General features: G+C 45.0%; 24 protein-coding genes and 1 other RNA gene. 16 read left to right on the top strand and 9 right to left on the bottom strand.

All coding sequences use genetic code 11. The annotated features are described in order from the left end of the window. The first annotated feature begins 20 nt into the window (after positions 1 to 20). Entirely contained in the window at positions 21 to 998 is a 978-nt protein-coding gene (locus AC07M6_RS12360; RefSeq protein ID WP_494889796.1) for a PorP/SprF family type IX secretion system membrane protein, read from the top strand. A 52-nt stretch (positions 999 to 1,050) separates the two neighbouring features. Next, on the top strand, positions 1,051 to 1,821 hold the full coding sequence (gene surE, locus AC07M6_RS12355) for a 5'/3'-nucleotidase SurE (protein WP_494889794.1): 771 nt from the start codon (positions 1,051 to 1,053) through the stop codon (positions 1,819 to 1,821). Here the strand turns inward: surE and AC07M6_RS12350 are convergent, their stop codons facing one another. Beyond that, positions 1,822 to 2,376 carry a hypothetical protein gene (locus tag AC07M6_RS12350; RefSeq protein WP_494889792.1) on the bottom strand — a complete coding sequence of 185 codons (555 nt, stop codon included), beginning with the start codon at positions 2,374 to 2,376 and terminating at the stop codon, positions 1,822 to 1,824. Between the two features lie 158 nt (positions 2,377 to 2,534). On the opposite strand from AC07M6_RS12350, the gene AC07M6_RS12345 reads away from it, so the two are divergent. Next, a complete protein-coding gene (locus AC07M6_RS12345; protein WP_494889790.1) occupies positions 2,535 to 2,957 on the top strand; it encodes a hypothetical protein in 423 nt (140 codons plus the stop codon). A gap of 86 nt (positions 2,958 to 3,043) precedes the next feature. Here AC07M6_RS12345 and AC07M6_RS12340 read toward each other — a convergent pair whose 3' ends face one another. From AC07M6_RS12340 to pgi, 3 genes are all read right to left on the bottom strand, one after another. After that, positions 3,044 to 3,523: a GyrI-like domain-containing protein gene (locus AC07M6_RS12340; protein ID WP_494889788.1), complete on the bottom strand. Its 480-nt coding sequence runs from the start codon at positions 3,521 to 3,523 to the stop codon at positions 3,044 to 3,046. A gap of 1 nt (position 3,524) precedes the next feature. Continuing rightward, on the bottom strand, positions 3,525 to 3,959 hold the full coding sequence (tnpA, locus tag AC07M6_RS12335; protein ID WP_494889786.1) for an IS200/IS605 family transposase: 435 nt from the start codon (positions 3,957 to 3,959) through the stop codon (positions 3,525 to 3,527). A gap of 343 nt (positions 3,960 to 4,302) precedes the next feature. Then, on the bottom strand, positions 4,303 to 5,949 hold the full coding sequence (gene pgi / locus AC07M6_RS12330; protein WP_494889784.1) for a glucose-6-phosphate isomerase: 1,647 nt from the start codon (positions 5,947 to 5,949) through the stop codon (positions 4,303 to 4,305). A gap of 325 nt (positions 5,950 to 6,274) precedes the next feature. On the opposite strand from pgi, the gene AC07M6_RS12325 reads away from it, so the two are divergent. From AC07M6_RS12325 to AC07M6_RS12280, 10 genes are all read left to right on the top strand, one after another. Next, positions 6,275 to 6,712: a hypothetical protein gene (locus tag AC07M6_RS12325; protein ID WP_494889782.1), complete on the top strand. Its 438-nt coding sequence runs from the start codon at positions 6,275 to 6,277 to the stop codon at positions 6,710 to 6,712. 175 nt (positions 6,713 to 6,887) lie between these two features. Further along, positions 6,888 to 7,856, top strand: coding sequence for an ABC transporter substrate-binding protein (locus AC07M6_RS12320; RefSeq protein ID WP_494889780.1), 969 nt, complete (start codon positions 6,888 to 6,890; stop codon positions 7,854 to 7,856). Then, positions 7,856 to 8,722 (top strand): ABC transporter permease, encoded by an 867-nt coding sequence (locus AC07M6_RS12315; protein ID WP_494889779.1) that lies wholly within the window; start codon positions 7,856 to 7,858, stop codon positions 8,720 to 8,722. The genes AC07M6_RS12320 and AC07M6_RS12315 overlap by 1 nt, the downstream gene beginning before the upstream one ends. Further along, positions 8,719 to 9,468, top strand: a complete 750-nt coding sequence (locus AC07M6_RS12310; protein ID WP_494889777.1) for an ABC transporter ATP-binding protein — start codon at positions 8,719 to 8,721, stop codon at positions 9,466 to 9,468. Before AC07M6_RS12315 ends, AC07M6_RS12310 begins: the two co-directional genes overlap by 4 nt. A 124-nt stretch (positions 9,469 to 9,592) precedes the next feature. Beyond that, positions 9,593 to 9,844: a hypothetical protein gene (locus AC07M6_RS12305; protein ID WP_494889776.1), complete on the top strand. Its 252-nt coding sequence runs from the start codon at positions 9,593 to 9,595 to the stop codon at positions 9,842 to 9,844. A gap of 247 nt (positions 9,845 to 10,091) precedes the next feature. Next, a complete protein-coding gene (locus tag AC07M6_RS12300; protein WP_494889774.1) occupies positions 10,092 to 10,484 on the top strand; it encodes a hypothetical protein in 393 nt (130 codons plus the stop codon). Positions 10,485 to 10,657: 173 nt separating this feature from the next. Further along, an RNA gene (gene ffs / locus AC07M6_RS12295) (signal recognition particle sRNA small type) lies at positions 10,658 to 10,756 on the top strand. Between the two features lie 86 nt (positions 10,757 to 10,842). Next, positions 10,843 to 11,502: a fructose-6-phosphate aldolase gene (fsa, locus tag AC07M6_RS12290; RefSeq protein ID WP_494889773.1), complete on the top strand. Its 660-nt coding sequence runs from the start codon at positions 10,843 to 10,845 to the stop codon at positions 11,500 to 11,502. Positions 11,503 to 11,764: 262 nt separating this feature from the next. Further along, entirely contained in the window at positions 11,765 to 13,960 is a 2,196-nt protein-coding gene (locus tag AC07M6_RS12285) for a penicillin acylase family protein (RefSeq protein ID WP_494889771.1), read from the top strand. A 267-nt stretch (positions 13,961 to 14,227) separates the two neighbouring features. Beyond that, complete coding sequence (locus AC07M6_RS12280; protein ID WP_494889769.1) at positions 14,228 to 14,725, top strand: hypothetical protein; 498 nt, start codon at positions 14,228 to 14,230, stop codon at positions 14,723 to 14,725. Positions 14,726 to 14,896: 171 nt separating this feature from the next. Here AC07M6_RS12280 and AC07M6_RS12275 read toward each other — a convergent pair whose 3' ends face one another. Continuing rightward, positions 14,897 to 16,972, bottom strand: a complete 2,076-nt coding sequence (locus AC07M6_RS12275; protein WP_494889768.1) for a TonB-dependent receptor — start codon at positions 16,970 to 16,972, stop codon at positions 14,897 to 14,899. 232 nt (positions 16,973 to 17,204) lie between these two features. On the opposite strand from AC07M6_RS12275, the gene AC07M6_RS12270 reads away from it, so the two are divergent. The 3 genes from AC07M6_RS12270 (at position 17,205) to AC07M6_RS12260 (ending at position 20,854) form a co-directional block, all read left to right on the top strand. Further along, a complete protein-coding gene (locus AC07M6_RS12270; RefSeq protein WP_494889766.1) occupies positions 17,205 to 18,071 on the top strand; it encodes a ThuA domain-containing protein in 867 nt (288 codons plus the stop codon). A gap of 131 nt (positions 18,072 to 18,202) precedes the next feature. Next, positions 18,203 to 20,365, top strand: a complete 2,163-nt coding sequence (locus AC07M6_RS12265; RefSeq protein ID WP_494889764.1) for an alpha-galactosidase — start codon at positions 18,203 to 18,205, stop codon at positions 20,363 to 20,365. Positions 20,366 to 20,638: 273 nt separating this feature from the next. After that, positions 20,639 to 20,854: a hypothetical protein gene (locus AC07M6_RS12260; RefSeq protein WP_494889762.1), complete on the top strand. Its 216-nt coding sequence runs from the start codon at positions 20,639 to 20,641 to the stop codon at positions 20,852 to 20,854. 10 nt (positions 20,855 to 20,864) lie between these two features. Here AC07M6_RS12260 and AC07M6_RS12255 read toward each other — a convergent pair whose 3' ends face one another. The 4 genes from AC07M6_RS12255 to AC07M6_RS12240 all read right to left on the bottom strand — a co-directional run bounded on the left by AC07M6_RS12255 (position 20,865) and on the right by AC07M6_RS12240 (position 25,373). Beyond that, positions 20,865 to 22,067, bottom strand: a complete 1,203-nt coding sequence (locus AC07M6_RS12255) for a sensor histidine kinase (RefSeq protein WP_494889760.1) — start codon at positions 22,065 to 22,067, stop codon at positions 20,865 to 20,867. Between the two features lie 109 nt (positions 22,068 to 22,176). After that, a complete protein-coding gene (gene smpB / locus AC07M6_RS12250) occupies positions 22,177 to 22,629 on the bottom strand; it encodes an SsrA-binding protein SmpB (RefSeq protein ID WP_494889758.1) in 453 nt (150 codons plus the stop codon). Positions 22,630 to 22,815: 186 nt separating this feature from the next. Then, positions 22,816 to 24,726, bottom strand: coding sequence for an Nramp family divalent metal transporter (locus tag AC07M6_RS12245; protein ID WP_494889757.1), 1,911 nt, complete (start codon positions 24,724 to 24,726; stop codon positions 22,816 to 22,818). Further along, on the bottom strand, positions 24,723 to 25,373 hold the full coding sequence (locus AC07M6_RS12240) for a metal-dependent transcriptional regulator (RefSeq protein ID WP_494889756.1): 651 nt from the start codon (positions 25,371 to 25,373) through the stop codon (positions 24,723 to 24,725). Before AC07M6_RS12240 ends, AC07M6_RS12245 begins: the two co-directional genes overlap by 4 nt. Positions 25,374 to 25,439 lie beyond the last annotated feature (66 nt).

The following is a 25,439-nucleotide window of genomic DNA, read 5'->3' as shown; positions in this document are numbered from 1 at the left end:
GATAAATTTAAAAGGACAAAATGATGAAGCGTTTTTTATGGATTTTTTTATGCCTGTCGGCCGGGATGGCCAGGGCGCAACAGGATACGCAATACAGCCAATACGTGTTTAACGGGCTGTTTATTAACCCGGCTTATGCCGGTTATAAGCAGGATATTTACCTGCAAAGCTTTTACCGCTCGCAATGGACGGGACTGGATGGGGCGCCGAAAAGTTTTTCGGTATCGGCCGATGCTGCCTTAAATGATAACAGGGTAGGCCTTGGGCTGCTTGTAGCGCAGGATAAAATAGGCGCGCAAAGTACGCTGGCTGCTTATGCCAATTATGCCTATAAATTACAAATAGGCGATAACGAAAATAGCCGCTTATCTTTTGGTATAGGGGGCGGTTTTGTACAGGCTGGCATTGATGGCTCGCAACTGCATGCCGTACGTGATGACGATACCTATGTGCCCGCCGGCTATCAAAGTACTTTACTGCCCGACGCGCGTTTAGGCATATTGTATACCAACGACGATATTTTTGTGGGCCTTTCGGCTGATAACCTTTTGGCGCAGCATTTAAAGCGCGATCAGTCGCTGCTGGTACCTATCCCCAAGCCGCATTACTACTTTACAGCGGGCGCCTTATTTGAATTAAACGATGCTACTAAATTTAAACCATCGTTTTTATTGAAAGATGATGCCGCCGGGCCAACCAGCCTGGATATTAACGCCTTCTTTTTATTAGGTGAAAGAATTTGGATAGGCAGCACTTACCGTACAGCCGTGCCGCTGTATGCTAAACCGCATTTGCAAAGCAACCTCCAAAAATCTAATTCAATTACCGGGATGGCCGAGTTTTTTGCTACGGAGAAGTTTAGGGTAGGTTATGCGTTCGACTATTCGCTTACGCCTATCGGCACAACTAACTACGGCACACACGAGGTATCGGTAGGGATCTATTTAGGTTCGCGCGGCAGCGGCAGCCGGGATGGCCGGCCTAAGTGTTATTTTTAAGAGTGTATAGTATTATTTACAGACTATTGGCGGATATCGTTAATTTCGCACCATGAAAACCCAACCTACCATACTTGTTGTAAACGACGACGGCATAACCGCTCCCGGTATTAAGGCCCTGATTGATGTAATGAAAGAGCTTGGGAATGTGGTTGTGGTTGCGCCCGATAGCCCGCAATCGGGCATGGGGCACGCTATTACCATTGGCAAGCCGCTACGTTTAGATAGGGAGGAAGTGTATGAGGATGTAGAGATGTACCGCTGCTCGGGCACACCTGTTGATTGTGTGAAACTGGCCGTTACCCGGGTGTTTAAAGGTAAAAAGCCCGATTTGTGCGTATCGGGCATTAACCATGGTTTAAACAACGGCATCAATGTGCTGTATTCGGGCACCATGTCTGCAGCGGTTGAAGGGGCTATCGAAAGCATTCCATCCATTGGTTTTTCGCTGGATGATTACACCATGCAGGCTAATTTTAGCCATTGTTTAAAATATGTAAAGGAAATTGCCCAGCAGGTATTACAAAATGGTTTGCCTGTGGGTACCTTGCTGAACGTAAACTTTCCTAATACCCCGCATATTAAAGGCATTAAGATCTGCCGCCAGGCCAACGCCAAGTGGGCCGAAGAATTTGATGAACGGGTTGACCCTTATAAACGCTCCTATTACTGGCTTACAGGGGTGTTCCAGTTAAACGATAACGGGCAGGATACCGACTCGTGGGCGCTGGATAACCACTACGCGTCAGTAGTGCCCGTACAATTTGATATGACGGCGCACCATGCTATCCCAGTATTAAACAGCTGGACTTTTAACGTGTAATTATTTCAGATCGGTAAACGAATAATCTATTCCGCCCGAACTGCCTTTCATGGCTAAAGTAAGCGGGAAATCGGGATTGTTTAAGATCCATAGGGATGTTTTTCCATCGGCTGTTGCTGCAAAAGTGGCGTCCATAACCTGGCCGCCAATTTTAAAGCCATCGGCGTTATCTTTAACTACATAGGTAAGTCCGCTGTAGATAAACGTTTTGTTTTTTACCAGGCTTTGATAGGCCGATTTGGAAATGCACATAAAAGTTTCCTCATCGGTTAATGCAGTAACTGCATCCGGTGTTGGTTGGTCGCCGCCAAATTTGGTTCCGTTTTCCAGCGCTTTGGCTTTCATGGCAAAGGTGCCACCGCTGCCGGATACATTCCAGTCGATATTAATCACATCGCCCATACTTTTAACAAGTATGCCTAATTGCAAAGGCTGTCCGTGGTAGTCCAGGTCCATAGCAGCAGCAGTGCCTGCTTTTATTACCGGCTTCACTTTTTGTGCCATGGCGGCGGTGCTTAACAGAGCTATAATAGCCAAAAGATATATTTTTTTCATAAAAATGTATAGGTGTTGGGTGCCTGACTAAGATAAGCAATTAGTTTTATATAAATAATTACAGGCCAACAAACTATTTACATTTTACCGACGTATAATTAATATAAATACTGCTACCTTTATTTTAAATAAATCAGCAGCTTACCGCGCCGTTATTAATGAATAAATATTTAAGATATTGTACTGTCTTGTTTGCCTTGCTCAGCATAACCGCGGGTTGCAAGAAAGATGATGGCGTGCAAAAAAAGGCTGAAAGTAAACTGGTACAAAGCACCATAGCCGGGGTTAACGGGCCTACCACAGGATCGGTTAACCAGGAGCTTACTTTTAGTATTATATGGCAAAATACAGCAGGCACTACAAAGTTTGATCATCTGAAGGATTCTACATCCGATAATACCAAATTCATCAGGTTGTTTGCTTTAACCAACGTGCCTGATACCGCCTCCGTATCTCCAGGCGGCCCCAATTCAGTTACTTATAAATTTAAAGCAGCCACTGCAGGTACTTATTACCTTAAGTTCTACAACTCGGATAATTCTGATAAAACCGCTATTGTGGATACGCTGATTATTAAATAATTAATCCTTTTGTCTTCGTGCATTTTTTCACAAAGCTAATCCCGGTCATTGGAATCAGGGTGCATGGTAAAATACTTAGATAAAAGCTACCTGGGTTTAACCGGGATCCAGATCTCTTCCTCCGAATTTGGGTCTTCCTGTTTATACTTTTCGCCCATAACGGCAAAATGTGGCCGGTCATCCAATAAGTAGGCTGAATTTGGCAACCAGGTTTGAAAGATATATTGATAGGTCTGCGGTCCGTTGCTGGCTGGCCCCACATGTAAAAATACAGCATATTGCCCTGCTGGTGCGGTTAAGGTTTCCATATCGGCGGGTACAGCCTCCAGATTCTTTACTTCTACAGCCGCCCATTTTTCAAACTCAACAGCTGGATTAAATTGTTTAAAGTATCCCGCGGGATAAACTTCCATGGAGTACAGATCGGTGCCGATGCTGTTTTGAATTTCCTTACGCCGGGGCATAAAGCTTTGCCACAGTTTAAAGGTTTTGTTTTGGGTGAACGACATAGTGAACTGTTTACCGATGAAGTGTTTTTTGGGGATGGATTCTACTCTAAAGAACATGTTAATCTTTAATAATCTCCCAGCCGTACCTTCTCATAAACTCATCCACTTCTTCAGCAAATGACTTTTTTGAATGATGTTTCTCCTGGTTTTTAATGTAACCGACAACTGCTGCAACCTGCGATTCGCTTATCGAAACAGCAAAGTAATCGTCCTGCCAGCTAAATTTATCGGCAAGAAAACTATTTTGGTTGATCCAGAATGATGATTCGCCTTTAATAAGCTGACTTATTTTGGCAACAGTTTGATCTTTACCTAACGAAATAAGGCAATGTATGTGATCTGTATAACCATTAATAGCTTGTAAAAAAATGTCTTTGGCTAAGCAATTTTCAGCAATGTGCTTATATACATCGTACCTGAATTCATTTTTCAATAACGGCTCGCGGTTTTTTGTCGCGAAAACTAAATGAATCCAGATCTTTACAAATGACATGGTTTGATATATGAATGAAATTTACGCTTGTGTAAAGTTTAGTTTGGCTAAAGCCAATAGTTAACGCCTGTTTATCCGTCCCATAAATGGGGCGGCAATGAATTTCCTTGCTTCGTTCTATTCATTGCCGTTGGCTTCAGCCAACGGGATAGCAAAGCAAGGTTCTTGGCTTTAGCCAAACTTCTATTCTCGATGTTCAGTTTGGCTAAAGCCATTTAGTTAATGCCTTTTTATCCGTCCCATAAATGGGACGGCAATGAATTTCCTTGCTTCGTTCTATTCATTGCCGTTGGCTTTAGCCAACGGATAGTAAAGCAAAAGTCTTTGGCTTTAGCCAAACCCCTTACCGCCAAGCCTTATACAAATTAATCAACCCATTAGTCGATGCATCATGCGATGTTACTTCCCCATCGCCCTTTAGCTCTGGTAATATTTTACCGGCTAATTGCTTGCCGAGTTCAACACCCCATTGGTCAAAGCTGTAAATATTCCAAACAATGCCCTGAACAAATATTTTATGCTCATACATGGCAATCAGCGAACCCAGGCTGCGCGGGGTGATCTTTTTAACCAGGATAGAATTGGTTGGGCGGTTACCCTCAAATACTTTAAATGGTGCCAGTTTCTCAATCTCCGCATCACTTTTTCCGCTGGCTTTTAGTTCGGCTACAACCTCATCATAAGTTTTACCGTTCATCAGCGCTTCGGTTTGCGCGAAGAAGTTAGAGAGCAACATGGTATGGTGTTCGCCCAGCGGATTGTGCGATTGTGCAGGCGCTATAAAATCGCAGGGGATCAATTTACTGCCCTGGTGTATCAATTGGTAAAATGCGTGCTGACCGTTAGTACCCGGTTCGCCCCAAATAATAGGGCCGGTTTGGTATTCCAAAGCCTTGCCGTTACGGTCGGTTGATTTGCCGTTACTTTCCATATCGCCTTGTTGAAAGTAGGCAGCAAAGCGGTGCATGTATTGGTCGTACGGCAGGATAGCCTCGGTTTCGGCTTCGAAGAAATTGTTATACCAAATGCCATTCAGCGCCAGTATCACAGGGATGTTCTCCTCAAACTCAGCCGTACGGAAATGTACATCCATGGCATGGGCGCCGGCCAACAGTTCGTTAAAATTGTCGAAACCAATGCTTAGGGCAATGGATAGGCCAATAGCGCTCCACAGCGAGTAGCGGCCGCCAACCCAATCCCAAAATACAAACATATTGGCGGTATCAATACCAAAAGCTTCAACGGCCTTTGAATTGGTAGATAGGGCCGCGAAATGCTTGGCTACATCAGCATCCTTTGCACCTGCAGCCAGGAACCAGTCGCGGGCCGAGTGGGCGTTGGCCATCGTCTCCTGAGTGGTAAAGGTTTTACTGGCAATCAGGAACATGGTAGTTTCGGGATCAAGTCCTTTCAGCGTTTCCGCGATATGGGTACCATCCACGTTGGATACAAAGTGCAGGTTAAGCCGGGTTTTGTATGGCTTTAAAGCTTCGGTAACCATCACCGGGCCCAGGTCCGAGCCACCAATACCAATGTTTACCACATCGGTAATTGGCTTGCCGGTATAGCCCTTCCAGGTACCACTAATTACAGCTTCGCTAAAAGTTTTCATTTGCTGCAGCACCGCGTTTACATCGGGCATAACGTCCTTACCATCAACCAACACCGGCTGATTAGTTTGGTTGCGCAGGGCGGTATGGAGTACCTGCCGGCCCTCGGTAACGTTAATCTTTTCGCCGTTAAACATAGCCTCCACTGCATCTTTTAACCTACACTCCCTGGCCAGTTGAATCAACAGCGCAAGGGTTTCGTCGGTAACGCGGTTTTTTGAATAGTCAACCAGGATATCTTCAAACTGGATAGAGAATTTTTTAAAGCGCTCATTATCAGCTTTAAATAAGGCTTTAAGGTCAATAGACGCGATATCTATAAAATGATCCGTTAAATATTTATAGGCGTTGGTAGTTGTAAAATCGATGTTTGGCAGCATAATTGAAGTATTTGTATCAAATAAACAAATTAATGCCCAAACCTGCATTATTGTTTTTTAAAATCTGACATTGTTTTGTTATAAACCGTCCCTAATTGTGTGTTTGATACACATTTTGCTAAGTGTCTGATTAACACTGCTCCTAAGTGTAGCTATAACACTTTACCATAGTGTTTAAAATACACCATCTGATTTGCGATATTTTGAAATTATTTTGACATATATTTTGAATATTAAAACTTTTAATTACTATCTTTGTCTTATTGATAAATAAAGATAGATTTTTTAATCATTTTATTAATCGACCTTAAAAACAAAAGACACCATGTTTGAAAAACTGTTTTTGCTTGTAAAAAATAACGCCGGGACGGCTGTTATTGACAATCCGGTAATCGCTGCCAAGGATCGTGATGCAGTGATCATTGAAGCTTCCAGCTCAATTATTGAGGTGCTGAAGAATCAGATGGAAAGTGGAAAAATAAATGACCTGATCAAATTTTTCAAATACTCGGGTATTTACAGCACGGCATTAATAGCAAGTATGGTAAACCGCTTCGCCAATAAACTAAACAAGTTTTATGGGGTTGAACCTGAAGCTGCCCACAAAACAGCCGAAATGCTGATCCCTGGTGTATTGCAGCAATTGGTACAGCAATCAAAAAGCGGCGAAGAACAGGAATTTGCGGTGGGTAATATGCTATCAAACCTTAACGGCAACCGCGCCGATATCAGCATGATGGTAAATAACATGATGGTAGCTTAAAGCCCTTAATTAACTCTTATTATATAAGCCCTGCTTTGGAAACATTGCAGGGCTTTCTTTTTGTTAATGATCGTTTCTGCTGCGGTGATCAACGACATGCGGCCTATATTTATCTATTGTAAATTCTATATTTCCCTAAATTTGGGTTACAGACAAATTATTTAACTTAGCCTGCATGAAACTGCTTAGAAACATCGCCTTTATTTTTGCTGTTTATTTAATTGCCGGCTGTTCACCGGCCAATAAAAAAGTGCCTGTTGTAGGTTTTATCGATGCATTTGAGGATGCTACCATAGCGCAGGCCCGTACCGGCTTTACCGACGCGTTAAAAAAAAGCGGTTACAGCGAAGCCGATCATACCGTGAAAATTGAATACCGCAATGCGCAGGGCAGTATACCCAACGTGGTACAAATAGCCAATTACTTTATACATAAACCGGTTGATATTTTAGCCACATGTACCACTTTAGCCACCCTGGCCGCAGTGCAAAAAACCAGCACTATTCCCGTTTTTGCTATGGTATCGCCAACTCCCGAACGTATGAAGGTGATGGATAAGAACGGTAACCTGCCCAAAAACCTGTATGGGGCTGTGGAAGACCTGAATTATATTGACACCTCTTTTTTGCTGATCCCGCAGTTACTGAAACCCAAAATGGGCAAACTGACTATCGGTATAGTTTACAACGATGCCGAACCGCAATCGGCTGATGCCTTGCGGCTGATACAGGCTTTAGCTGATAAAAACAACATCACCATACTGGCTACTCCGGTAGTTACCTCGTCCGACGCGCAACTGGTTACCCAATCCTTATTGAATAAAAACATCGATGCCTTTTTTGCCTTACCGGATAATATTGTTTTCTCGTCGTTTGAGACCATTGTAAAAAGCTGCAACCAAAAATATGTGCCCATTTTTACCAGCGAAGCCGGTTTGGTTAAGCGTGGCGCGGTGGCTGCCTTTGGCGCCGATATGTACCAATGGGGTTACCAGGCCGGCGAACAGGCCGCCCAATACCTGAAAAACCGCGATACCACCGGTTTAACAACCGAGATGGTGAAGGTCAGAAAACGGGTATATAATGCCGCTGTTGCTGCTAAATATCATATTGCTATCCCTGCAAATTTTCAGGCAGTTAAATAATGGATTTTTACCTCACCGCGTTATTACAAGGCCTTTGCTACGGCGCCCTGGCGTTGGGGATCTATATTTCCATGAAAATTTTTAACATCCCCGATATTACTACCGACGGGAGTTATACACTCGGTGGGGCCGTTACGGCCATTATGCTGACACACCAGCAGCCTGTTTACATGATTTTGCCGGTAGTGATTGCGGCTGGTGCGCTTGCCGGGGCGCTGACAGGGCTTATCCATACCAAATTAAAAATAAACGCCTTGCTGGCGGGCATCCTGGTCATGACGGCGCTATACTCGGTCAACCTCACCATAATGGGGCGGTCTAATTTACCGCTGATCGATCTGCCGTCGTTATTTACGCTGGTGAATATCAGTGCCGATGCTAACTATAATACTTTTTGGATCCTGTCGGCCTTTATAGCTATGGTTACGCTACTGATAGGCTACCTGTTAAAAACCGATTTCGGTATAGCCATGCGTGCTACCGGCAATAGCGAAAGCATGGTTAGGGCGTTGGGTGTAAATACCGATAAAATGAAGATCACCGGCCTGGCGCTGGCCAACGCGCTGACGGCGCTAAGCGGTTACCTGATTACCCAGTTGCAGGGCTTCGCGGATATAGGTATGGGGATAGGGGTGGTAATAGCGGGCCTCGGCTCGGTTATTATTGCCGAAACGATGATCAACTGGCTGCGCATTACGTCGGTTTGGGGAAGTTTGGCCCTGGTGCTGGGGGGCGCTGTTGTTTTTCAGTTGGTGCTGGCATTAACGTTAAGCAGTGGCGTTGATGCCATTTATCTGAAAGCTGTTACGGCCTTATTTGTATTGTTGATTGTAGGCATACCACGTTTATTAGGGAGGGCGGCATGATCCGGATTACATCACTCCATAAAACATTTAATAAAGGCAAGCCTAACCAGGTGAAGGCCGTTAACGGGATCGATCTGCATATTACAGCCGGTGAGTATGTGATTATTGTGGGATCGAATGGATCGGGTAAATCCACCCTGTTAAATCTAATTGCAGGCAGCATCTTGCCTACCGGCGGCAAAATTATTATTGATGGTACGGATGTAACCAAACTGGCCGATCATCAACGCAGTAAATGGATAGCCCGGGTATTTCAAAATCCATTGAGCGGTACCGCGCCCGATCTCAGTATATTGGATAACTTTCGTCTTGCTGCCTTGCGCACTAAAACTAAAGGCTTTGGCGTTGGGGTTACCGATGCTTTTAAGCAAGAGGTAAAAGACAAAATAGCTTTGCTGAATATGGGCCTCGAAAACAAAACCGATCAGTTGATGGGCGCCCTCAGCGGTGGGCAACGCCAGGCGCTTACCCTGCTGATGAGCGTGATGGATGATGGTAAGATCCTTTTGCTGGATGAACCCTCTGCCGCGCTCGATCCCCGCTCGGCCCAGGTAGTGATGCAAACGGCCGATAGATTGGTGAAAGATTTTAAACTGACCGCAATACTGGTCACCCATAATTTAAAGGATGCTTTTACCTACGGCAACCGTATTATTCAGATGAGCGAAGGTGCCATCCTGCACGATTTGGCTGCCGAAAAAAAGGCTGCATTATCTCAAAACGACTTATTTAATTGGTTTTTATAAAGGTAAAAGGCGAGAGGTAAAAGGTTAAAGATCTTTAATCTATGTTGGTTTTCGTGCTACCTTTCGCCTTTTACCTCTCGCCTTTAACCTAAACTGGCAAAATAATTGTATAGGCATGTATACCATGAAAAACATCAGTTTTAACGATATAAAAGATGCCTATCAGTTAGTGCAAGGCGCTAAAATAAAAGGCAAAACACAGGAAGAGGTTTTTGAACTTGGCGAATACGATGCCAACAAACGCGGCTACATCGTTTATCCGTTTGAAGGCGGCGTTATTTATAACGATTTCAGCATGATCATGACTGAAAAGGAATTGATGACCAACTATATGATAGAACCGGTTAAGGCAAGCCCGTTCCAGCGGGCGGCGTAGTGAATGTGCACATGCGGGGATCTGCAGATTTGCAAATGAATGCCTATTTATATCAGTAAAGGCCGTTATGCTTATTATAAACGCATAATGGGCTTTTACGTTATTGTTGTATTCCAGCCAGTTATAAGCACTTTGCTTTATTTAAGTTTCCGTTATTATAAAAACTCATAATGCACGATTGAATTTGCTTTTTAAGAAAAATTTCATTTAACTTTAGTTAATAACTTCACTTAAACCCTTTGATCTCATGAAAAAGCAAATGTTTCCTATTGTAGTGTTAATGATGCTTGTGTTGCCATTTTTGTTCTCTTTTACAACCAATCACCGGGCAATGCATTTAAAAAACAGCAACTTAACAGCCGGTAAGTTTAAAGTTCACAATCTTAGCGACACTATTGAAGTTGGTGATTTCCAGGATATGTATTCGGGCATCTGGTATTCTGTTTTTGCGGATACAACCACAAACACGGTGGTGTACATTGGCGATACCTATGGTGGTTTTGCTGATGTAGGGCACTCCTTTTCTATAGGTGCATTTTACGGCAACCCTATTGATGGCTATTATCTTAGCATAGCCGGTTATGACGACATCCATTCAGTCGCTTACGATTATGGCGATTATCTTGTAGGATTCGCCTGATCAATACAGTTGATATTACAACAAAGTCCCCGGCTAAAACCGGGGGCTTTGCTGTTTATGGCATCCCCGCCAAATGCAATTTAAATCCACTCACTATTAGTTGATTAATTGCGCCATCCCAATAATTTCACAATTATTTAACCCTGCCCCGCCTTTTTTGCTATATTTGCGGTGGGTAAGTCTTTTACGACCAGCTCCTTTTGAACTCCCCCAGGGTGGGAACACAGCAAGGGTAGAAGGTTGAGCGGTGCGATAGAAGTAGCTTACCCATTTTTTGTGCCTTTATATTTGGTTTTCTGTTCAGCAGTGCTGATATTCGCGCCATTCAATCGATTGCACACAATTAACAGTTCCCTACATGAAATTTTTTATTGATACTGCCAACCTTGCCCATATTAAAGAGGCACATGAGCTTGGTGTACTTGATGGTGTAACCACCAACCCTTCCCTGATGGCTAAAGAAGGTATTTCGGGCCATGATAATGTAATTGCCCACTATAAAGCTATTTGCGAAATTACCGATGGCGATGTAAGCGCCGAAGTGATTGCCACCACTTTTGATGAAATGGTGATAGAAGGTGAAGCCCTTGCCGCCCTGCACCCGCAAATTGTAGTTAAGGTGCCTATGATAAAAGACGGTATTAAGGCTATTAAATATTTCTCACAAAAAGGGATCCGTACCAATTGCACACTGGTATTCAGCGCCGGGCAGGCTATTTTAGCCGCCAAAGCCGGAGCGACTTACCTGTCGCCGTTTATTGGCCGCTTAGATGATATTTCGGTTGATGGCCTACAATTAATAGAAGATATCCGCCTGATCTATGATAATTACGGTTATACCACGCAGATCCTGGCTGCATCGGTACGCCACCCTATGCATATTGTAAACTGCGCTAAAATCGGCGCTGATGTAATTACCGCGCCACTGTCAGCCATTACCGCCTTGCTGAAACACCCGTTAACTGATAACGGCCTGGCTACCTTTTTAGCCGATCATGCTAAGGCAGCGGGCAAATAAAGTGATATACCGTCTGCAAAGCAGATAATTTGGATTTGATCATAGCATCCCCGCTATTTACAGATAGTCTGTACATAGCGGGGATTGTTGTTTTCTGCCTGCCAGTTAAATCCTCAATTTATATTTATCTTGCATAATCCTCACAAGGCTTTACATAACGATGGGCCGGGCCTGATTTAGAGGTATGTATAATCAATATTACAAAGTGCCGCAGAGCTTTCCCGCCATAAATGCATAAATTAGAGCTGATATTCCCAAATATATGATGAATAAACAGCTACTTATCCTTCTGCTTTTCCTGGCCCCGGTTGATAGCTTTGCCCAAAAGGCTACGCCAAAAGAGATAATCCGATATCAACAACAAGCCAAGGCCGTTACCATCATCCGTGATAATTATGGGGTGCCGCACATCTATGCGCAAACCGACGCGCAGGTGGTATTTGGCCTGATGTATACCCAATGCGAGGATAACTTTAAAGGGATTGAGCGCAATTACCTGTACCAACTGGGCCGTCAGGCCGAGGTAGATGGTGAGGGGAACCTTTACACCGATGTGCAGCTGCAAATGATAGCCGACAGCGCCGACGCGATAAAAGACTATAAAGCCAGTCCGCCCTGGTTTAAAAAACTAATGGATGCCTTTGCGGATGGCATTAACTATTACCTGTATAAGCATCCCGAAGTAAAGCCCCTGGTATTTAAACATTTTGAGCCCTGGTACGCGCTGATGTTTACCGATGGTAGCGTATCGGCCACAGTAACCGGTGGGTTGAGTTTGAACGAGACCGCCCGTTTTTACGGCCAGCCGGGGATGGATATGGGTAAGTTAAACTTGCCCAAACCAAAAACTGTGCAGGATGAAATGGACGAGCGGGAGATAGGCTCTAATGGCTTTGCCTTGTCGCCGGCTGTTACGGCTTCCAAACATGCCATGTTGTACATTAATCCGCATGTGCCCTTTTATTTCCGCAGCGAGGTGCAATTGGTAAGTAACGAGGGATTGAACGTATACGGAGCGGTTACCTGGGGGCAGTTTTTTGTTTACCAGGGCTTTAACCAACACTGCGGCTGGATGCATACCAGCAGTAATGCCGATGTGGGCGACCTGTATGCCGAAAAGGTGACCAAAAAGGACGGCAAATGGTACTATGAATATGACGGCCGGCAAAAGCTGGTAACCGAACGCAAACTCACCGTTAATGTAAAGCAGGGTGATAAGATTGTCCCTAAAACATTTACCGGATATTACACGCATCATGGCCCGGTGCTGGGTGCGCGTAACGGCAAATGGTTGGCGCTGCGTAATGATAACCGGTCGTACCTGGCATTGCTGGAATCGTGGCTGATTACTAAGGCCAATACTTTTACCCAATATAAAAAGGCTATGGATATAGGCCATAACGCCACCAATAATACCGTTTACGCCGACGATCAGGGCAACATCGCCTTTTGGTATGGTAATTTTATGCCGAAGCGTGATCCCAAACTGGACTGGACACAGCCTGTAGATGGTACAACACCGGCTACCGAATGGCAGGGCCTGCACAAGCAGGACGAGATCGTCCATGTTTATAATCCATCAACAGGCTGGATCCAGAATTGTAACTCCACGCCCTTCAGTTCGGCGGGAGCGGCCAGTCCGGATAAAACTAAGTATCCTGCTTATATGGCCCCCGATGGCGAGAACTATCGTGCCGTAAACGCCATCAGGTTATTCAGCAATGCCAAAAATATAACGATGGATGAACTCATTGAAAAAGGATACGATAAATACCTCGCGGCGTTTGATGTAATGCTGCCGCCATTATTTAAAGCTTATGCATCGGCCCCTGATAGCACCCGGGCGTTGTTAAAAGAACCGATACAGGTTTTGCAGCAATGGGACAGGCGTTCGGCAGTTAATTCGGTGGCAACTACACTGGGGTTTGAATGGGGGACACGGTTAATGCAATCATTGCCACGTGCAAAATCATCAGAAGAAGGCACCTATCAAACCGGGCGCGTGGACGCGATGCTGAAAACCGTAAGCCCAAAACAATTATTGGATGATTTGGCCGGCGCAGTAAAAAGCCTGCAAAGCCGCTATGGCGACTGGAAAATACAATGGGGCGATATTAACCGCTACCAGCGCCCGGCCAATGGTGTGTTTGATGACAGCGCGCCGAGCATCCCGGTAGGGCAGGTGTCTTCGCTGTTTGGTCAGTTACCATCGTTTGTGAGCCGGCCTATAAATGGCACTAAAAAGCGCTACGGTTATTCGGGCAACAGCTTTATTGCCGCCGTTGAATTTGGCCCGAAGGTCAAAGCGAAAAGTATCATGACCGGCGGCCAATCATTCGACCCGCAATCCAAACATTTTAACGATCAGGCCGAAGGCTACATTAACGGGCAATTTAAAGATGTGCTGTTTTACAAAGCAGATGTGCTGAAACATGCGGAGCGGACGAATCATCCGTAAATATAATCACCATGTCATTGCGAGGTACGAAGCAATCGCACACCCAAAAATCGGTCTTGCATAATTCGCGATTGCTTCGTACCTCGCAATGACAAATTTGTGAATGTGTTAGGGGTTGAAGCGGATATTGGCCCGTGTTTAAACCTGTAGGGGGTATGAGTGGAAAACCTGGGCCGCAGGCAACGCCCAACGCACTTTAAACATACCAGATGTAAATAAACACCCCCAAATATTAAAAATTTGTTTATTTTTGATCACCCTGATTAAATGAAGAAGTACCTGGTTGCCACATTTTTACTGTTTTGCTGTGCTGTGTCGCATGCGCAAAGTATCGCATTTTCTGATCTGGCCGACCTGGTTAGTCTGAGCCTGCCCCAGGCAGATAACATCCTGATCCAAACCGGAAAATTTAAAATAAATGACAAGGAAGAACAGTTTGGGCAGATCCTTACCCACTACCAAAGCATTGATAAAAATAAGAAAGTTATAAAAGGTGAAAGCATGGTTATAGGTGCTTACCGTACTACTGCCGATGGTATTAAACTAAAAACGATAACCTACCAAACTATTTACCCCGCTTATATTGATAGCCTGCGTAAACAGATCATGCGCTTTGGTTACAGCCTTACTTTTACCGGGAAGGATGCACAGCGTAAAATATTTATTTACGATAACCTGCTTAACCACATTACCGTCCTGATGCCGCATGACCATACCCAAAACTCGGTCGTTATCCGCCAAAAGGAAAAAGGTATGGAACTTTGATTGTCATTAGTCATTACGCTTCGCTGTCATTGGGTCATTCGCTTCACTGTCATTAGGTCATTTGTTTAACCAATAAAAATCTCTGTGCCCTTTGTGGCTCCTCTCTTTGTGACCTTTGTGGTTAAATCTGCACAATACCTCTGTGGTTAATCACCACAATAAAGCCACCACTTAAAACATCAAATTAAAACCGGCAAAGTAATTACGTAATGGCGACGGATTAAAATACCGGCTACCTACAGCATTCAGATCGTTGCCTAAGCTGTAGCGTGCGTTTAGCAAATTATCGGCGCCGGCATAAATTTCAAGCTTTATTGTTGAGTTGATTTGATGCATCCAGCCTGCTTTGGCTTGCAGCAGGTGATATTGCGGCGCAAATACAGTATGGGCATCATTTAGAGGGATGCTGGCGGTATAATTATGCTGAATAAACGCGTAAAGCTGCTGCGGCAGTTTAACCTGCAAACTGCTCACTATTACGTGGCGTGGCACACCCGTTAAAGGGTTGCCGGAGTAATTGGTAGTAGCATCGGCGTAATCCCTGAAAAAATAACTGCTTAGCGTGTAGGCTGTATTTAATTGCAACCCGCGGATAAACTGGATATGGTTTTGACGGATAAGCCAATCGGTAAAGGCCAGTTCAAAGCCGGTTTGGTTGGTACCGCCGGCATTAATGTAGTATTCGGTTTCGTCGGGATGCAGGCGGCGCACAATGGAGTTTTTTATCCGATAGTAAAACACCGAAGCATCCAGCAGTAAAGTTTCATCGTGATTACGCAAACGCAGGCCGGTTTCATAGTTCCAGCCGGTTTGGGCCTGCAGGCTGGTGTTCACCACATTATCAGTTGGGCGTACTTCGGCGGTAGTGGGGGTAGAGTAGCCCCGGCTTACGGATGCCCGTGCAATAAAATTGTTAGTTAACTGGTAGGATAATGCCAGGCGGGGCATCAACTGCGGCGTAAAACCGCGATCGGTAAATGCAGACTGATTTAATGGATAAATGTTTTTAAAATCGTAATCATAATCATTGAGGCTTAGGGCTGCTTCAATATGTAAGCGCGCGTCAATGTCGGCGGTATACAGCCCGAAGATGAAATGCTGGTTGCTGTTTACCTTATCCAGTTTTTGCGGGTTCCCTTTTACGCCCTTGTTATTATCGTAATTATTAATAGCCGAATTGGTTTGCTGCCATTCCAGCCCCAGGTTAAGTTTCCAATTGTATGGCTGCCCGCCGCCGGCCAGTTCAAAATAGCTGCGCAGGCTGTAGGTGTTTTCGGTGCGCTGCTCGTAATTGGTGATAAATGGATTAGCAAAATCAACATGCATAGTTGATAGGGACGTCACGTTTTTAAGATGATCGCTCAGTTTGGCCTCGTTCACCAGGCCGCCTAAAAAAACCTTGGTACTGATCTGGATCTGCTGATCGATAGCGCTGGGTAAGGTTTTGGTGGCCTGCCTTGACCATTGCGGGTTGGCCTGCATTTGGGCCAGTGTTAAACCGCCCGGCGTTTGATAGCTCAGGTTGGAATATAAGGCCAGGGCTTTTAGCTGGTCGTTTGCCGAAATGGTGTATTTATCTGTAGCCTGGAAATAATGGCGCTGCATATAACTGTGTTCGCGATAACCGCCATAGCTTTGGTAAGCCTGGCTGATGTTAAGCTGGTTGCGCCCGGTGCTGTTTTGCAATTTAGCGTTCTCATGGATCAATCCGTACGAACCTCCGTTTAACCCTACCGCGGCGTAATTACTATCGGCAGAAGTGCCCATAGGGCGCAGTATGACCACACCGCCCGAGTTGGCGCCAAACAGACTGCCGTCGGGGCCTTTCAATATCTCCAGGCTGCGCACACTGTTAATATCAATAGCATTTAAATAAGTATTGCCCCCGGCATCGGTGAGGGGGATCTCATCAAAATAAACCTTTACATCCCGCACACCAAATGGCGAGCGCAGCAAACTCCCCCTGATAGACAAGCGGTAACTCCCGGGCGAACGTTCTTCCATTTTTACCCCCGGAATGGTATTCATAGCGGGCACCAGCGAATTATCGGCCTGTAATTTTAACTGTGCCGGGTTTAATACACTTACCGATGCGGGAATGCTCAGTACAGGCTGATCGGAAAGGTAGGCCCTGATGGTAACTGTTTTAAGGGTTTTTGAAGTATCGGCATCCGTTTTTGTGGTTTGCGCGCGTACAAGCGTTGCAAACAACAGGACACAAATTAACAGGGGGAAGCGTTTAATCATTTACCAATGGTTTGGGATACTACAAAAATAGCCTTTTTAAATAAAGGCTATTTGATATCAGCAGTAATTTTATTGCTGTTGTTTACCCGTTTAGTATAATTGCTATACACGGTGATCAGGTTACATGGCATATACGCTTTACTCATCTGCTGATTTTAAATAACATGATCCATCTGCGTTTAACCGTAAAGAATAATAGCTTTACCTTTATATAAACCAAACTAACCTATATATGAACCTGATCAGCAAACTGAAGTTAAGCTTGTGCATTATTTTTTTATTGATAACCTGTTTTAATATTGATCAAAGCCTTGCACAAGGCAGAAAGCCTAAGTTTAAGGTCATCGCGTTTTTTACGGCCAAAAACGATCTGGCGCACATTAGCTATGTGCACGAGGCTAATCCATGGTTTGCTAAAATGGCTGTTAAATATAATTTTCAGTACGATTCAACCAAAAACTGGGATAACCTGAATGCCAAATTTCTGGCGCAATACCAAGTAGTATTGTTTTTAGATACCCGTCCCGAGGGCGCCGCACAGCGCCTGGCTTTTCAGCAATATATGGAAGGGGGAGGCGGTTGGCTGGGATTCCATTTCGCGGCATTCGGGCTTAACCAATCGGGCGTGCCGCAAAATTGGGACTGGTATCATAACCAGTTTTTAGGATCGGGGCAATATGGCAGCAATACCTGGCGGCCAACAACGGCTGTTTTGCGGGTAGAAAATAAAAAGCATCCGGTAACCAAAGGCCTGCCTCAAACCTTTAAAGCATCGCCAAACGAATGGTACCGTTGGGAGAAAGACCTGCGCCAGAATCCGGATATACAGATCCTGTGTGCTATCGATTCCAGCAGTTTCCCGCTGGGTACGGGGCCCAAACAAAGCGAGATATGGCATAACGGCTATTATCCCGTGGTATGGAGTAACCGGAATTACAAAATGGTATACATCAATATGGGCCATAACGATATGGACTATGAGCATAAGTATGATACAACCAATAAAACCCTTTCCAGTACCTTCGGCAGCGAAGCCGAATGCAGGCTGATCATCAATACATTGCTATGGTTGGGCACCGGTAAAAAGATGGCACCGTAATTTTGTCCATTCGATAATGGATTAGTCCATTGAATAAATGGGTAAAATCGGTTATAATTGCCCCGCAAGGTTACCGTAGCTTTATGCCGAAGTAAAGGTATGATAACCATTAACCCAATTATTCCTTAGGTATGATCAAAAGAACATTTACCACCCTGTTAGCTATGGCCTGCTTTTTTATTGTCCAGGCGCAAAATGTTAAGCAAATTATTATTGAGACAAAAGATCTGAACCTCGTATTGAGGGTTTATGGCAATAACAGGGTTTATCAAACCTATTTTGGAAAAAAATTAGCTAACCCGGCAGAGTACGCGGGTTTACCTATCGGCAGGAAAGAGGTTTATATGACCGGCGGTATGGAAGACCAGTTTGAACCAGCCATTAAGGTAACCCATACCGATGGTAACCCATCCTTAGTGCTGGAGTACGTATCCCATAAGCAGGATAAGCAGGGCGATATCACCGAGACCACCATCGAATTAAAGGACCCCAAATACCCGATTGGCGTGGTGCTACACTACCAGTCCTACGCACAGGAAAACGTAATTAAGGCCTGGACCGAGATCAAAAACGACGAAAAAGGCGCGCTTACGCTAACCGATTATGCATCAAGCATGTTGCATTTTGACGCGCCTAAATACTGGCTCACCCAGTTTCATGGCGATTGGGCCATGGAAATGCGCCAGCAGGAAAGCCAGCTAACCAGCGGCATTAAAACAATCGACAGCAAGCTTGGTGCCCGTGCCGATAAATTCCAGGCGCCCATGTTTATGCTGGCCTTAAACAAACCAGCCGACGAAACTACGGGCGAAGTAATAGCCGCTACCCTGGCATGGACAGGTAACTTCCAGTTTCAGTTTGAACTGGATGAGGTAAATGGCCTGCGGGTAATATCGGGCATTAATCCATACGCGTCCGAATATCATCTGCCGCAAGGCAAAACCTTTACCACCCCCGCGCTGATATTCACCTACAGTAATACCGGTAAAGGGCAGGCCAGCCGTAACATGCATAGCTGGGCGCGTAATTATGGCGTGCTGGATGGTACCAAACCCCGCATGACACTGCTGAACAACTGGGAAACTACCGGCTTTAAATTTGATGAGCAGAAACTGGTTGCCTTGTTTGATGATGCCAATAAGTTAGGCGTCCCGCTGTTTTTGCTGGACGACGGCTGGTTTGGTAATAAATATCCGCGCGTAAACGATAAGGCCGGTTTGGGCGATTGGGAAGAGAACAAAGCGATATTGCCGCATAATATTGAATACCTGGTAAAGCAAGCCGAAGCGAAAGGCATTAAGTTTGGGATATGGGTTGAGCCCGAAATGGTAAACCCTAAAAGCGAACTGTACGAAAAGCATCCGGAGTGGATTTTAAAACTGCCAAACCGCGATGAAAATTATCAGCGCAACCAGTTAGTGCTTGATCTGACCAACCCTAAAGTGCAGGACTATGTTTACGGTATACTGGATAACATGCTGACTAAAAACCCGGGCATCGCTTATATTAAATGGGATTGTAACCGTACCATGAGCAATACTTATTCGGCATATTTAAAGGATAAGCAAACACATTTATACGTAGATTATACACTTGGCCTTTATAAGGTACTGGACAAGCTAAGGGAAAAATACCCGCACCTGCCGATAATGCTTTGCAGTGGCGGTGGCGGGCGCACAGATTACGGCGCGATGAAGTACTTCACCGAGTTTTGGCCCAGTGATAATACCGACCCAATGGAACGGGTATATATCCAATGGGGGTATTCTAATTTCTTCCCATCCAACACTATTGCCGCCCACATTACCTCGTGGAATAAACAGGCCACCATTAAATTCCGTACGGATGTAGCCATGATGGGCCGTATGGGTTATGATATCGACGTAAGTAAAATGCCTGCGGCCGACGTGAAGTTTAGTCACATGGCGGTAGAGAACTATAACCGGCTTAGCCCCGTAATTTGGCAGGGCGATCAGTACCGGTTGATATCGCCGTATGATGAAAGCCGCGCGGTTTTAATGTACGTGAACGAGAAAAAGGATAAGGCGGTAGTGTTTAGCTATATCCTGAACGTGCGCTACAAGGAGCCGTACAACAAAGTAAAACTGCAGGGCCTTGATCCACAAAAGCTATATAAAATTGAAGAGATCAACCTGATGGAAGGTGCTAAAGCTACCATGCCCGAAAATGGGAAAATATTAAGCGGCGACTATTTAATGTCGGTAGGGATCAGTCCGGCTACCGGCCGTGCTATTGAACGCACCAGTACAGTGCTGGAGATTACGGCGCAGTAAAAATCTGCAAGTCATGCCGGCGGGGTGACAGAGAGGGGGGCTGTCACCCTGAGCCTGTCGAAGGGTGCGTGCGTAGGCCTGCCCACCATGGTTCGACAAGCTCACCATGACACCTTGCCTAAATCTGCCATAACGAACGTGGCTATCCCCGACTTGTAGAGCCGCTCTGCCTGTCGGGGATTGCCACGCTATCGCTCGCAATGACGTGGTGGAAGAATAGTCCAAAACATTTCCCCCTATTTCTGCATTGTTACCTAAACAGGTAACAAGATCATGAATAAACCAATCGGAATTATATTGCTGGCTATAGGCATCATCATGCTCATTTGGTCGGGCTTTACTTATACAAAAAAAGAAAAAGTGATTGATGCCGGGCCCATACAGATCTCGGCAGATAAGCAACATACCGTTAACTGGCCACCCTATGCGGGTTGTATATTAATAGTTGGCGGTATTGTGATGCTGCTTACAGGCAAAAAGAATAGCTAATAAAAGCCGGCTATTTAGGTATAGCGATAAAAAAGGTTGTCCCCTCGCCAGGGGTGGATTGTAAATGGATTGCGCCATTAAGGGCCTTTATCAGTTCGTTAACGGTTGAGAGGCCAATGCCCGACCCCTTCTTGTTAAAGCGATCGGTGATTTTAAGTGTGAAATTATTACTGAAGATCTTTTCGTGGTATTGCGGGTCGATACCTATTCCATTGTCTTCTATTTCAAAAAGATAATTGTCATCATCATAATTAAAGCGGATAGTTAATACGCCCTGATCTTTATCATTATAACGGATAGCATTGCTGAACAGGTTAATAAATATCTGTTCGACGGCTACGGGCGAAATATTTAACTGGTAGCCAGGAGCAGGCATATTGATTTTAAAATGTTCGGGCAGTTTAACGGAACTAAGCACCTGGCCCAAAATATCACTCAGGTAAATGCGCTCTTTTTTAAGCAATAGCAATTCCGGGGATTTAGAATAGTTCAGCATTTCGTCCAGCATCAGTATTAAACGCTTGGTTGCGGCAATATTCATACCAACCAACTTTTCGCAACTGGTATCTTCCAGCTTTATCAAGCGCATTTGTAATGCTTGCGATGATAGCAGGATACTGCTTAGCGGGTTTTTAATATCATGGGCGGCCATGCTGGCAAACTTTTCGATAAACACATTTGCTGTCAGCACTTGCTGGTGCAGTTTTTCAAGCGCTATGGCCTTGCGCCTTAACTCTAATTTAGTAACTACCTGCCTGGCAATAATTTTCAAGGCGTTGGTCTGGCTATCAGTTAATTCCTTATGCTGATGATCTATTACACATAATGATCCCAGCGCGAAGCCATCCTCATTTACCAATGGGACACCCGCGTAAAAAATCACTTTGCTATCGCCGGTTACTAAAGGGTTATCGGCAAAACGCTCGTCGCGGGTGGCATCGTTCACCACCATAATATCGTCGTCGGCTACAATAGTGTGTGCGCAAAAGGAAAGTTCTTTGGCGGTCTCTTTATGCGGTACGCCCGGGTGCGATTTAAACCATTGGCGTTTATCATCCAGCAGGGTAATTAATGCAATGGGGGTTTGACATACGGCAGATGCCAGTGTGGTTAGCTCGTCAAAATCTTCTTCTTCGCCGGTATCTAAAATATTGTATGATTTAAGCGCAGCTAACCTGTCTTCTTCATTTTCAGGCAGCGGAATAAGGGACATAACGTAGATTTAATTAATTACGAGTGAATTAATAGGATAAATGTACGTATAATAAACAGCAAACAAGTTTTATTTAAAGCGCGGAGGATGGTACGGAATAAGGCCGAAATTAGCGCTTCATTACCCGGTCCATTTCTACTTTAGTGTCGCGTTCTTTCATGGTTTCGCGCTTATCGTACAGTTTTTTACCCTGGCCAAGGCCTATTTCCAGTTTGGCAAAACCACGCTCGCTGATAAAAAGGGCCAGAGGGATAATGGTAAAGCCTTTTTCTTCGCCGCGGGTTTCCAGCTTTTTTAGTTCCTTTTTATTGAGTAATAGTACGCGGTCGCGTTTTTGCTCGTGATTGTAAAACGAGCCGAAGCTGTATTCGGAGATATGCAGGTTACGCACATAAAGCTGGCCGTTAATAAAAGTGCAAAAAGCATCGTTTAGGTTGGCTTTGCCTTCGCGGATAGATTTGATCTCGGTACCAAGCAGTTTTATCCCGGCCACATATTTGTCAGATATGAAGAACTCGAAATAGGCCTTTTTATTCTTGATATAGATATTATCCTTACTCATCACTTTTCCTTTTGGGATTGCAAATATGCGAAAATTATTACTCACCCCGACATCGTTTCACTCGTCGGCCCTCTCTTCGCCTTCGGCGGAAAGAGGGCAGGAGGTGTAATGGCTAAATATTGCTTTTACCCTCTTTCCGCCGAAGGCGAAGAGAGGGTGGTCCAGCGAAGCGTAGACCGGGTGAGTTTATTTCTTCGGCGGCTTAACAATCAGCACCGGGATGTTCACCTTGTGCCGTACTTTATCCACTGTCGAGCCATAGATCAGGTCCTTTATTACCTTATGTCCATGCGATCCCATCACCAGGAAATCGATCTTTTCGGCTTTAACAACTTCGGCTATTGCTTTAGCCGGAATACCGAACCCAATTTGTCCCGTGCCCTGGTAGCCAAGGGTTTTTATTTCTTCCACATATTTATCCAGGTTGTCGGCATCGCTTTGTGTTTCGTGGTCCATTACTTCGGTACCATGATAGCGGGCCCCCGCAGTTTCTACTATGTGGATAAGTGTATAACGCGCTTTTTTACCACCCTGCATAATCGCATGGCGAATGGTCTCCCGGTCGTTTTTAGAAAAATCTATCGTAATGCCAATATGATGATAGATAATAGCATTCATTTCATACAGTGCTTCGGCCAGGCCATGTGGTACATAAATTGGCCGCTCCCTGTACTTAAATATCAGCGGGCGGATAAATACATAGATCAGCAGCAAGCCTACACCTATCACAATAGGTATTACCAGCGTATAGATCCACACACGGGCAGCAGGGTTACCCGTCAGCCAATCGCCAATCTGATCAACTACCAGTTTGGCATTCAGCGATACAATTAATATCGCGCTGCCCCATGCTAATATTTTAGCTGTTAAACCGATAGCAAATTTGCCCATGCGTTTTTTATCGGATGTAAAGTGGATGAGCGGAATTACAGCAAAACCCAGCTGCAAGCTCAAAACAACCTGACTTAAAATGATCAGACTGCCCAGGCCGCTATCGCCATAATACAATATCGTAAAAACCGCGGGGATGATAGCCAGTAAACGTGTAAGCAAGCGGCGCATCCACGGTTCAACACGCAAATTGATATGCCCTTCCATGATAATTTGCCCGGCCAGCGTGCCGGTTATGGTTGAGCTTTGCCCCGAGGCTATCAGCGCGATGGCAAACAGCGTAGGTGCGGTAGCGCCAAAAATATGTTCCAGTAGTTTATAAGCATCCTGTATTTCGGCCACCTCAAAATAGCCATTCCGGAAAAAGGCGCTGGCGGCAAGTATCAGTATGGCCGCGTTTACAAAAAAGGCCAGGTTAAGGGCTATTACCGTATCAAACAAATTGAATTTGATGGATGTGCGGATCCCCTCGTCGGTGCGGTTGATCTGCCGCGTTTGTACCAGTGACGAATGCAGGTAAAGGTTATGCGGCATTACCGTGGCGCCAATAATACCTATGGCGATATAAAGCATTTGCTGATGGATCTTATCGCCGTTGAACAGGTTACCGGGGATAAAGCCTTTGGCCAGTTCCAGCACATCAGGCTTTACAATAAACATCTCTACCAAAAACGATATGCCGATAATGAATATCATCGATACAATAAAGCCTTCCAGCTTGCGCATGCCCTTGTTCATCAGCCAAAGCATCAGCACGGTATCGGTAATGGTAAGGGATACCCCCCATATCAGCGGCAGGTTAAACAGTAGTTTTAAGCCGATGGCCATGCCGATGATCTCGGCCAGATCACAGGCTATAATGGCTATTTGGGCCAGTATATACAGGCAAAAATTTACAAAGCGCGGATAACTATGCTTTGATGCCTGGGCCAGGTCCAGCCCGCGCACAATACCCAGCCGCGCCGACAGCGATTGCAGCAGCAGGGCTATCATGTTTGATGCCAGCAGCACCCATATTAACTTGTAACCAAAAGCGCTGCCGCCGGCAATATCTGTAGCCCAGTTGCCGGGATCCATGTAGCCTACGCTTACTAAATAAGCCGGGCCAATAAAAGCCAGTAAACGTTTCCAGCCGGTTGCCTTATTGGTATCAACTGTACTATGTACGTTAGCTAATGATTGCGATTGTGTATGTTTTGTTGTCATAAAGCCACCAGTAAATTTTTTGCCACCTCGCGGCTGATGTTGAATTTTTTACTTCCAATTTCCAGTATAACCGAGTGATCATAATCTACCACTTCCAGTACGGTTAAATTTGTACCCAGGGTAAGAGATGCTTTCTCCAGGTATTGCAAATAGGCGGTGGAATGATCGCCCACACCGGCCACTACGCCGCTTTGGTTAACCAGCAAAGCCGAAACAGGTTTAAGTTCGGGCTGTTTAAATTGGCCTTCACGGTCGGGGATAGGGTCGCCATGGGGATCGTACTTGGGGTACTCCATAAATTTATCCAGGCGGTCTATCAGTTCGGTGCTGGAAATATGTTCCAGTTCCTCGGCAACTTCATGCACCTCATCCCATTTAAAATGGAGTTTTTCTACCAAAAAATATTCCCACAGTCGGTGCTTCCGGATAATGCCCAGCGCAATCTTCTCGCCGTCTCCGGTTAAGGTAACGCCCTGGTATTTAGTGTAATTGATCAGTTTTTTATCGGCCAGTTTTTTCAGCATATCGGTTACCGATGCTGCACGGGTATTGGTAGCCGCCGCTATTTGATTGGTACTGGCGCAGCCGGCATTAAGAGAGCAATGGTAAATTGTTTTTAAGTAGTTTTCCTCGGTAAACGTGTTCATTTAAGGCAAATCTAAGAATAAATTTAGACTTATCTAAAAATCAGAAATAAAAATTATTTTTTGTTT

Source organism: Mucilaginibacter sp. GW821-FHT07H05 (assembly GCF_059418485.1).
This window is presented reverse-complemented; position numbering and strand designations above follow the sequence as displayed.

Coding starts and splice junctions, on each gene's coding strand:
- AC07M6_RS12360 (WP_494889796.1), top strand. CDS start 21: ATGATGAAGCGTTTTTTATGGATTTTTTTATGCCTGTCGGCCGGGATG.
- surE (WP_494889794.1), top strand. CDS start 1,051: ATGAAAACCCAACCTACCATACTTGTTGTAAACGACGACGGCATAACC.
- AC07M6_RS12350 (WP_494889792.1), bottom strand. CDS start 2,376: ATGAAAAAAATATATCTTTTGGCTATTATAGCTCTGTTAAGCACCGCC.
- AC07M6_RS12345 (WP_494889790.1), top strand. CDS start 2,535: ATGAATAAATATTTAAGATATTGTACTGTCTTGTTTGCCTTGCTCAGC.
- AC07M6_RS12340 (WP_494889788.1), bottom strand. CDS start 3,523: ATGTTCTTTAGAGTAGAATCCATCCCCAAAAAACACTTCATCGGTAAA.
- tnpA (WP_494889786.1), bottom strand. CDS start 3,959: ATGTCATTTGTAAAGATCTGGATTCATTTAGTTTTCGCGACAAAAAAC.
- pgi (WP_494889784.1), bottom strand. CDS start 5,949: ATGCTGCCAAACATCGATTTTACAACTACCAACGCCTATAAATATTTA.
- AC07M6_RS12325 (WP_494889782.1), top strand. CDS start 6,275: ATGTTTGAAAAACTGTTTTTGCTTGTAAAAAATAACGCCGGGACGGCT.
- AC07M6_RS12320 (WP_494889780.1), top strand. CDS start 6,888: ATGAAACTGCTTAGAAACATCGCCTTTATTTTTGCTGTTTATTTAATT.
- AC07M6_RS12315 (WP_494889779.1), top strand. CDS start 7,856: ATGGATTTTTACCTCACCGCGTTATTACAAGGCCTTTGCTACGGCGCC.
- AC07M6_RS12310 (WP_494889777.1), top strand. CDS start 8,719: ATGATCCGGATTACATCACTCCATAAAACATTTAATAAAGGCAAGCCT.
- AC07M6_RS12305 (WP_494889776.1), top strand. CDS start 9,593: ATGAAAAACATCAGTTTTAACGATATAAAAGATGCCTATCAGTTAGTG.
- AC07M6_RS12300 (WP_494889774.1), top strand. CDS start 10,092: ATGAAAAAGCAAATGTTTCCTATTGTAGTGTTAATGATGCTTGTGTTG.
- fsa (WP_494889773.1), top strand. CDS start 10,843: ATGAAATTTTTTATTGATACTGCCAACCTTGCCCATATTAAAGAGGCA.
- AC07M6_RS12285 (WP_494889771.1), top strand. CDS start 11,765: ATGATGAATAAACAGCTACTTATCCTTCTGCTTTTCCTGGCCCCGGTT.
- AC07M6_RS12280 (WP_494889769.1), top strand. CDS start 14,228: ATGAAGAAGTACCTGGTTGCCACATTTTTACTGTTTTGCTGTGCTGTG.
- AC07M6_RS12275 (WP_494889768.1), bottom strand. CDS start 16,972: ATGATTAAACGCTTCCCCCTGTTAATTTGTGTCCTGTTGTTTGCAACG.
- AC07M6_RS12270 (WP_494889766.1), top strand. CDS start 17,205: ATGAACCTGATCAGCAAACTGAAGTTAAGCTTGTGCATTATTTTTTTA.
- AC07M6_RS12265 (WP_494889764.1), top strand. CDS start 18,203: ATGATCAAAAGAACATTTACCACCCTGTTAGCTATGGCCTGCTTTTTT.
- AC07M6_RS12260 (WP_494889762.1), top strand. CDS start 20,639: ATGAATAAACCAATCGGAATTATATTGCTGGCTATAGGCATCATCATG.
- AC07M6_RS12255 (WP_494889760.1), bottom strand. CDS start 22,067: ATGTCCCTTATTCCGCTGCCTGAAAATGAAGAAGACAGGTTAGCTGCG.
- smpB (WP_494889758.1), bottom strand. CDS start 22,629: ATGAGTAAGGATAATATCTATATCAAGAATAAAAAGGCCTATTTCGAG.
- AC07M6_RS12245 (WP_494889757.1), bottom strand. CDS start 24,726: ATGACAACAAAACATACACAATCGCAATCATTAGCTAACGTACATAGT.
- AC07M6_RS12240 (WP_494889756.1), bottom strand. CDS start 25,373: ATGAACACGTTTACCGAGGAAAACTACTTAAAAACAATTTACCATTGC.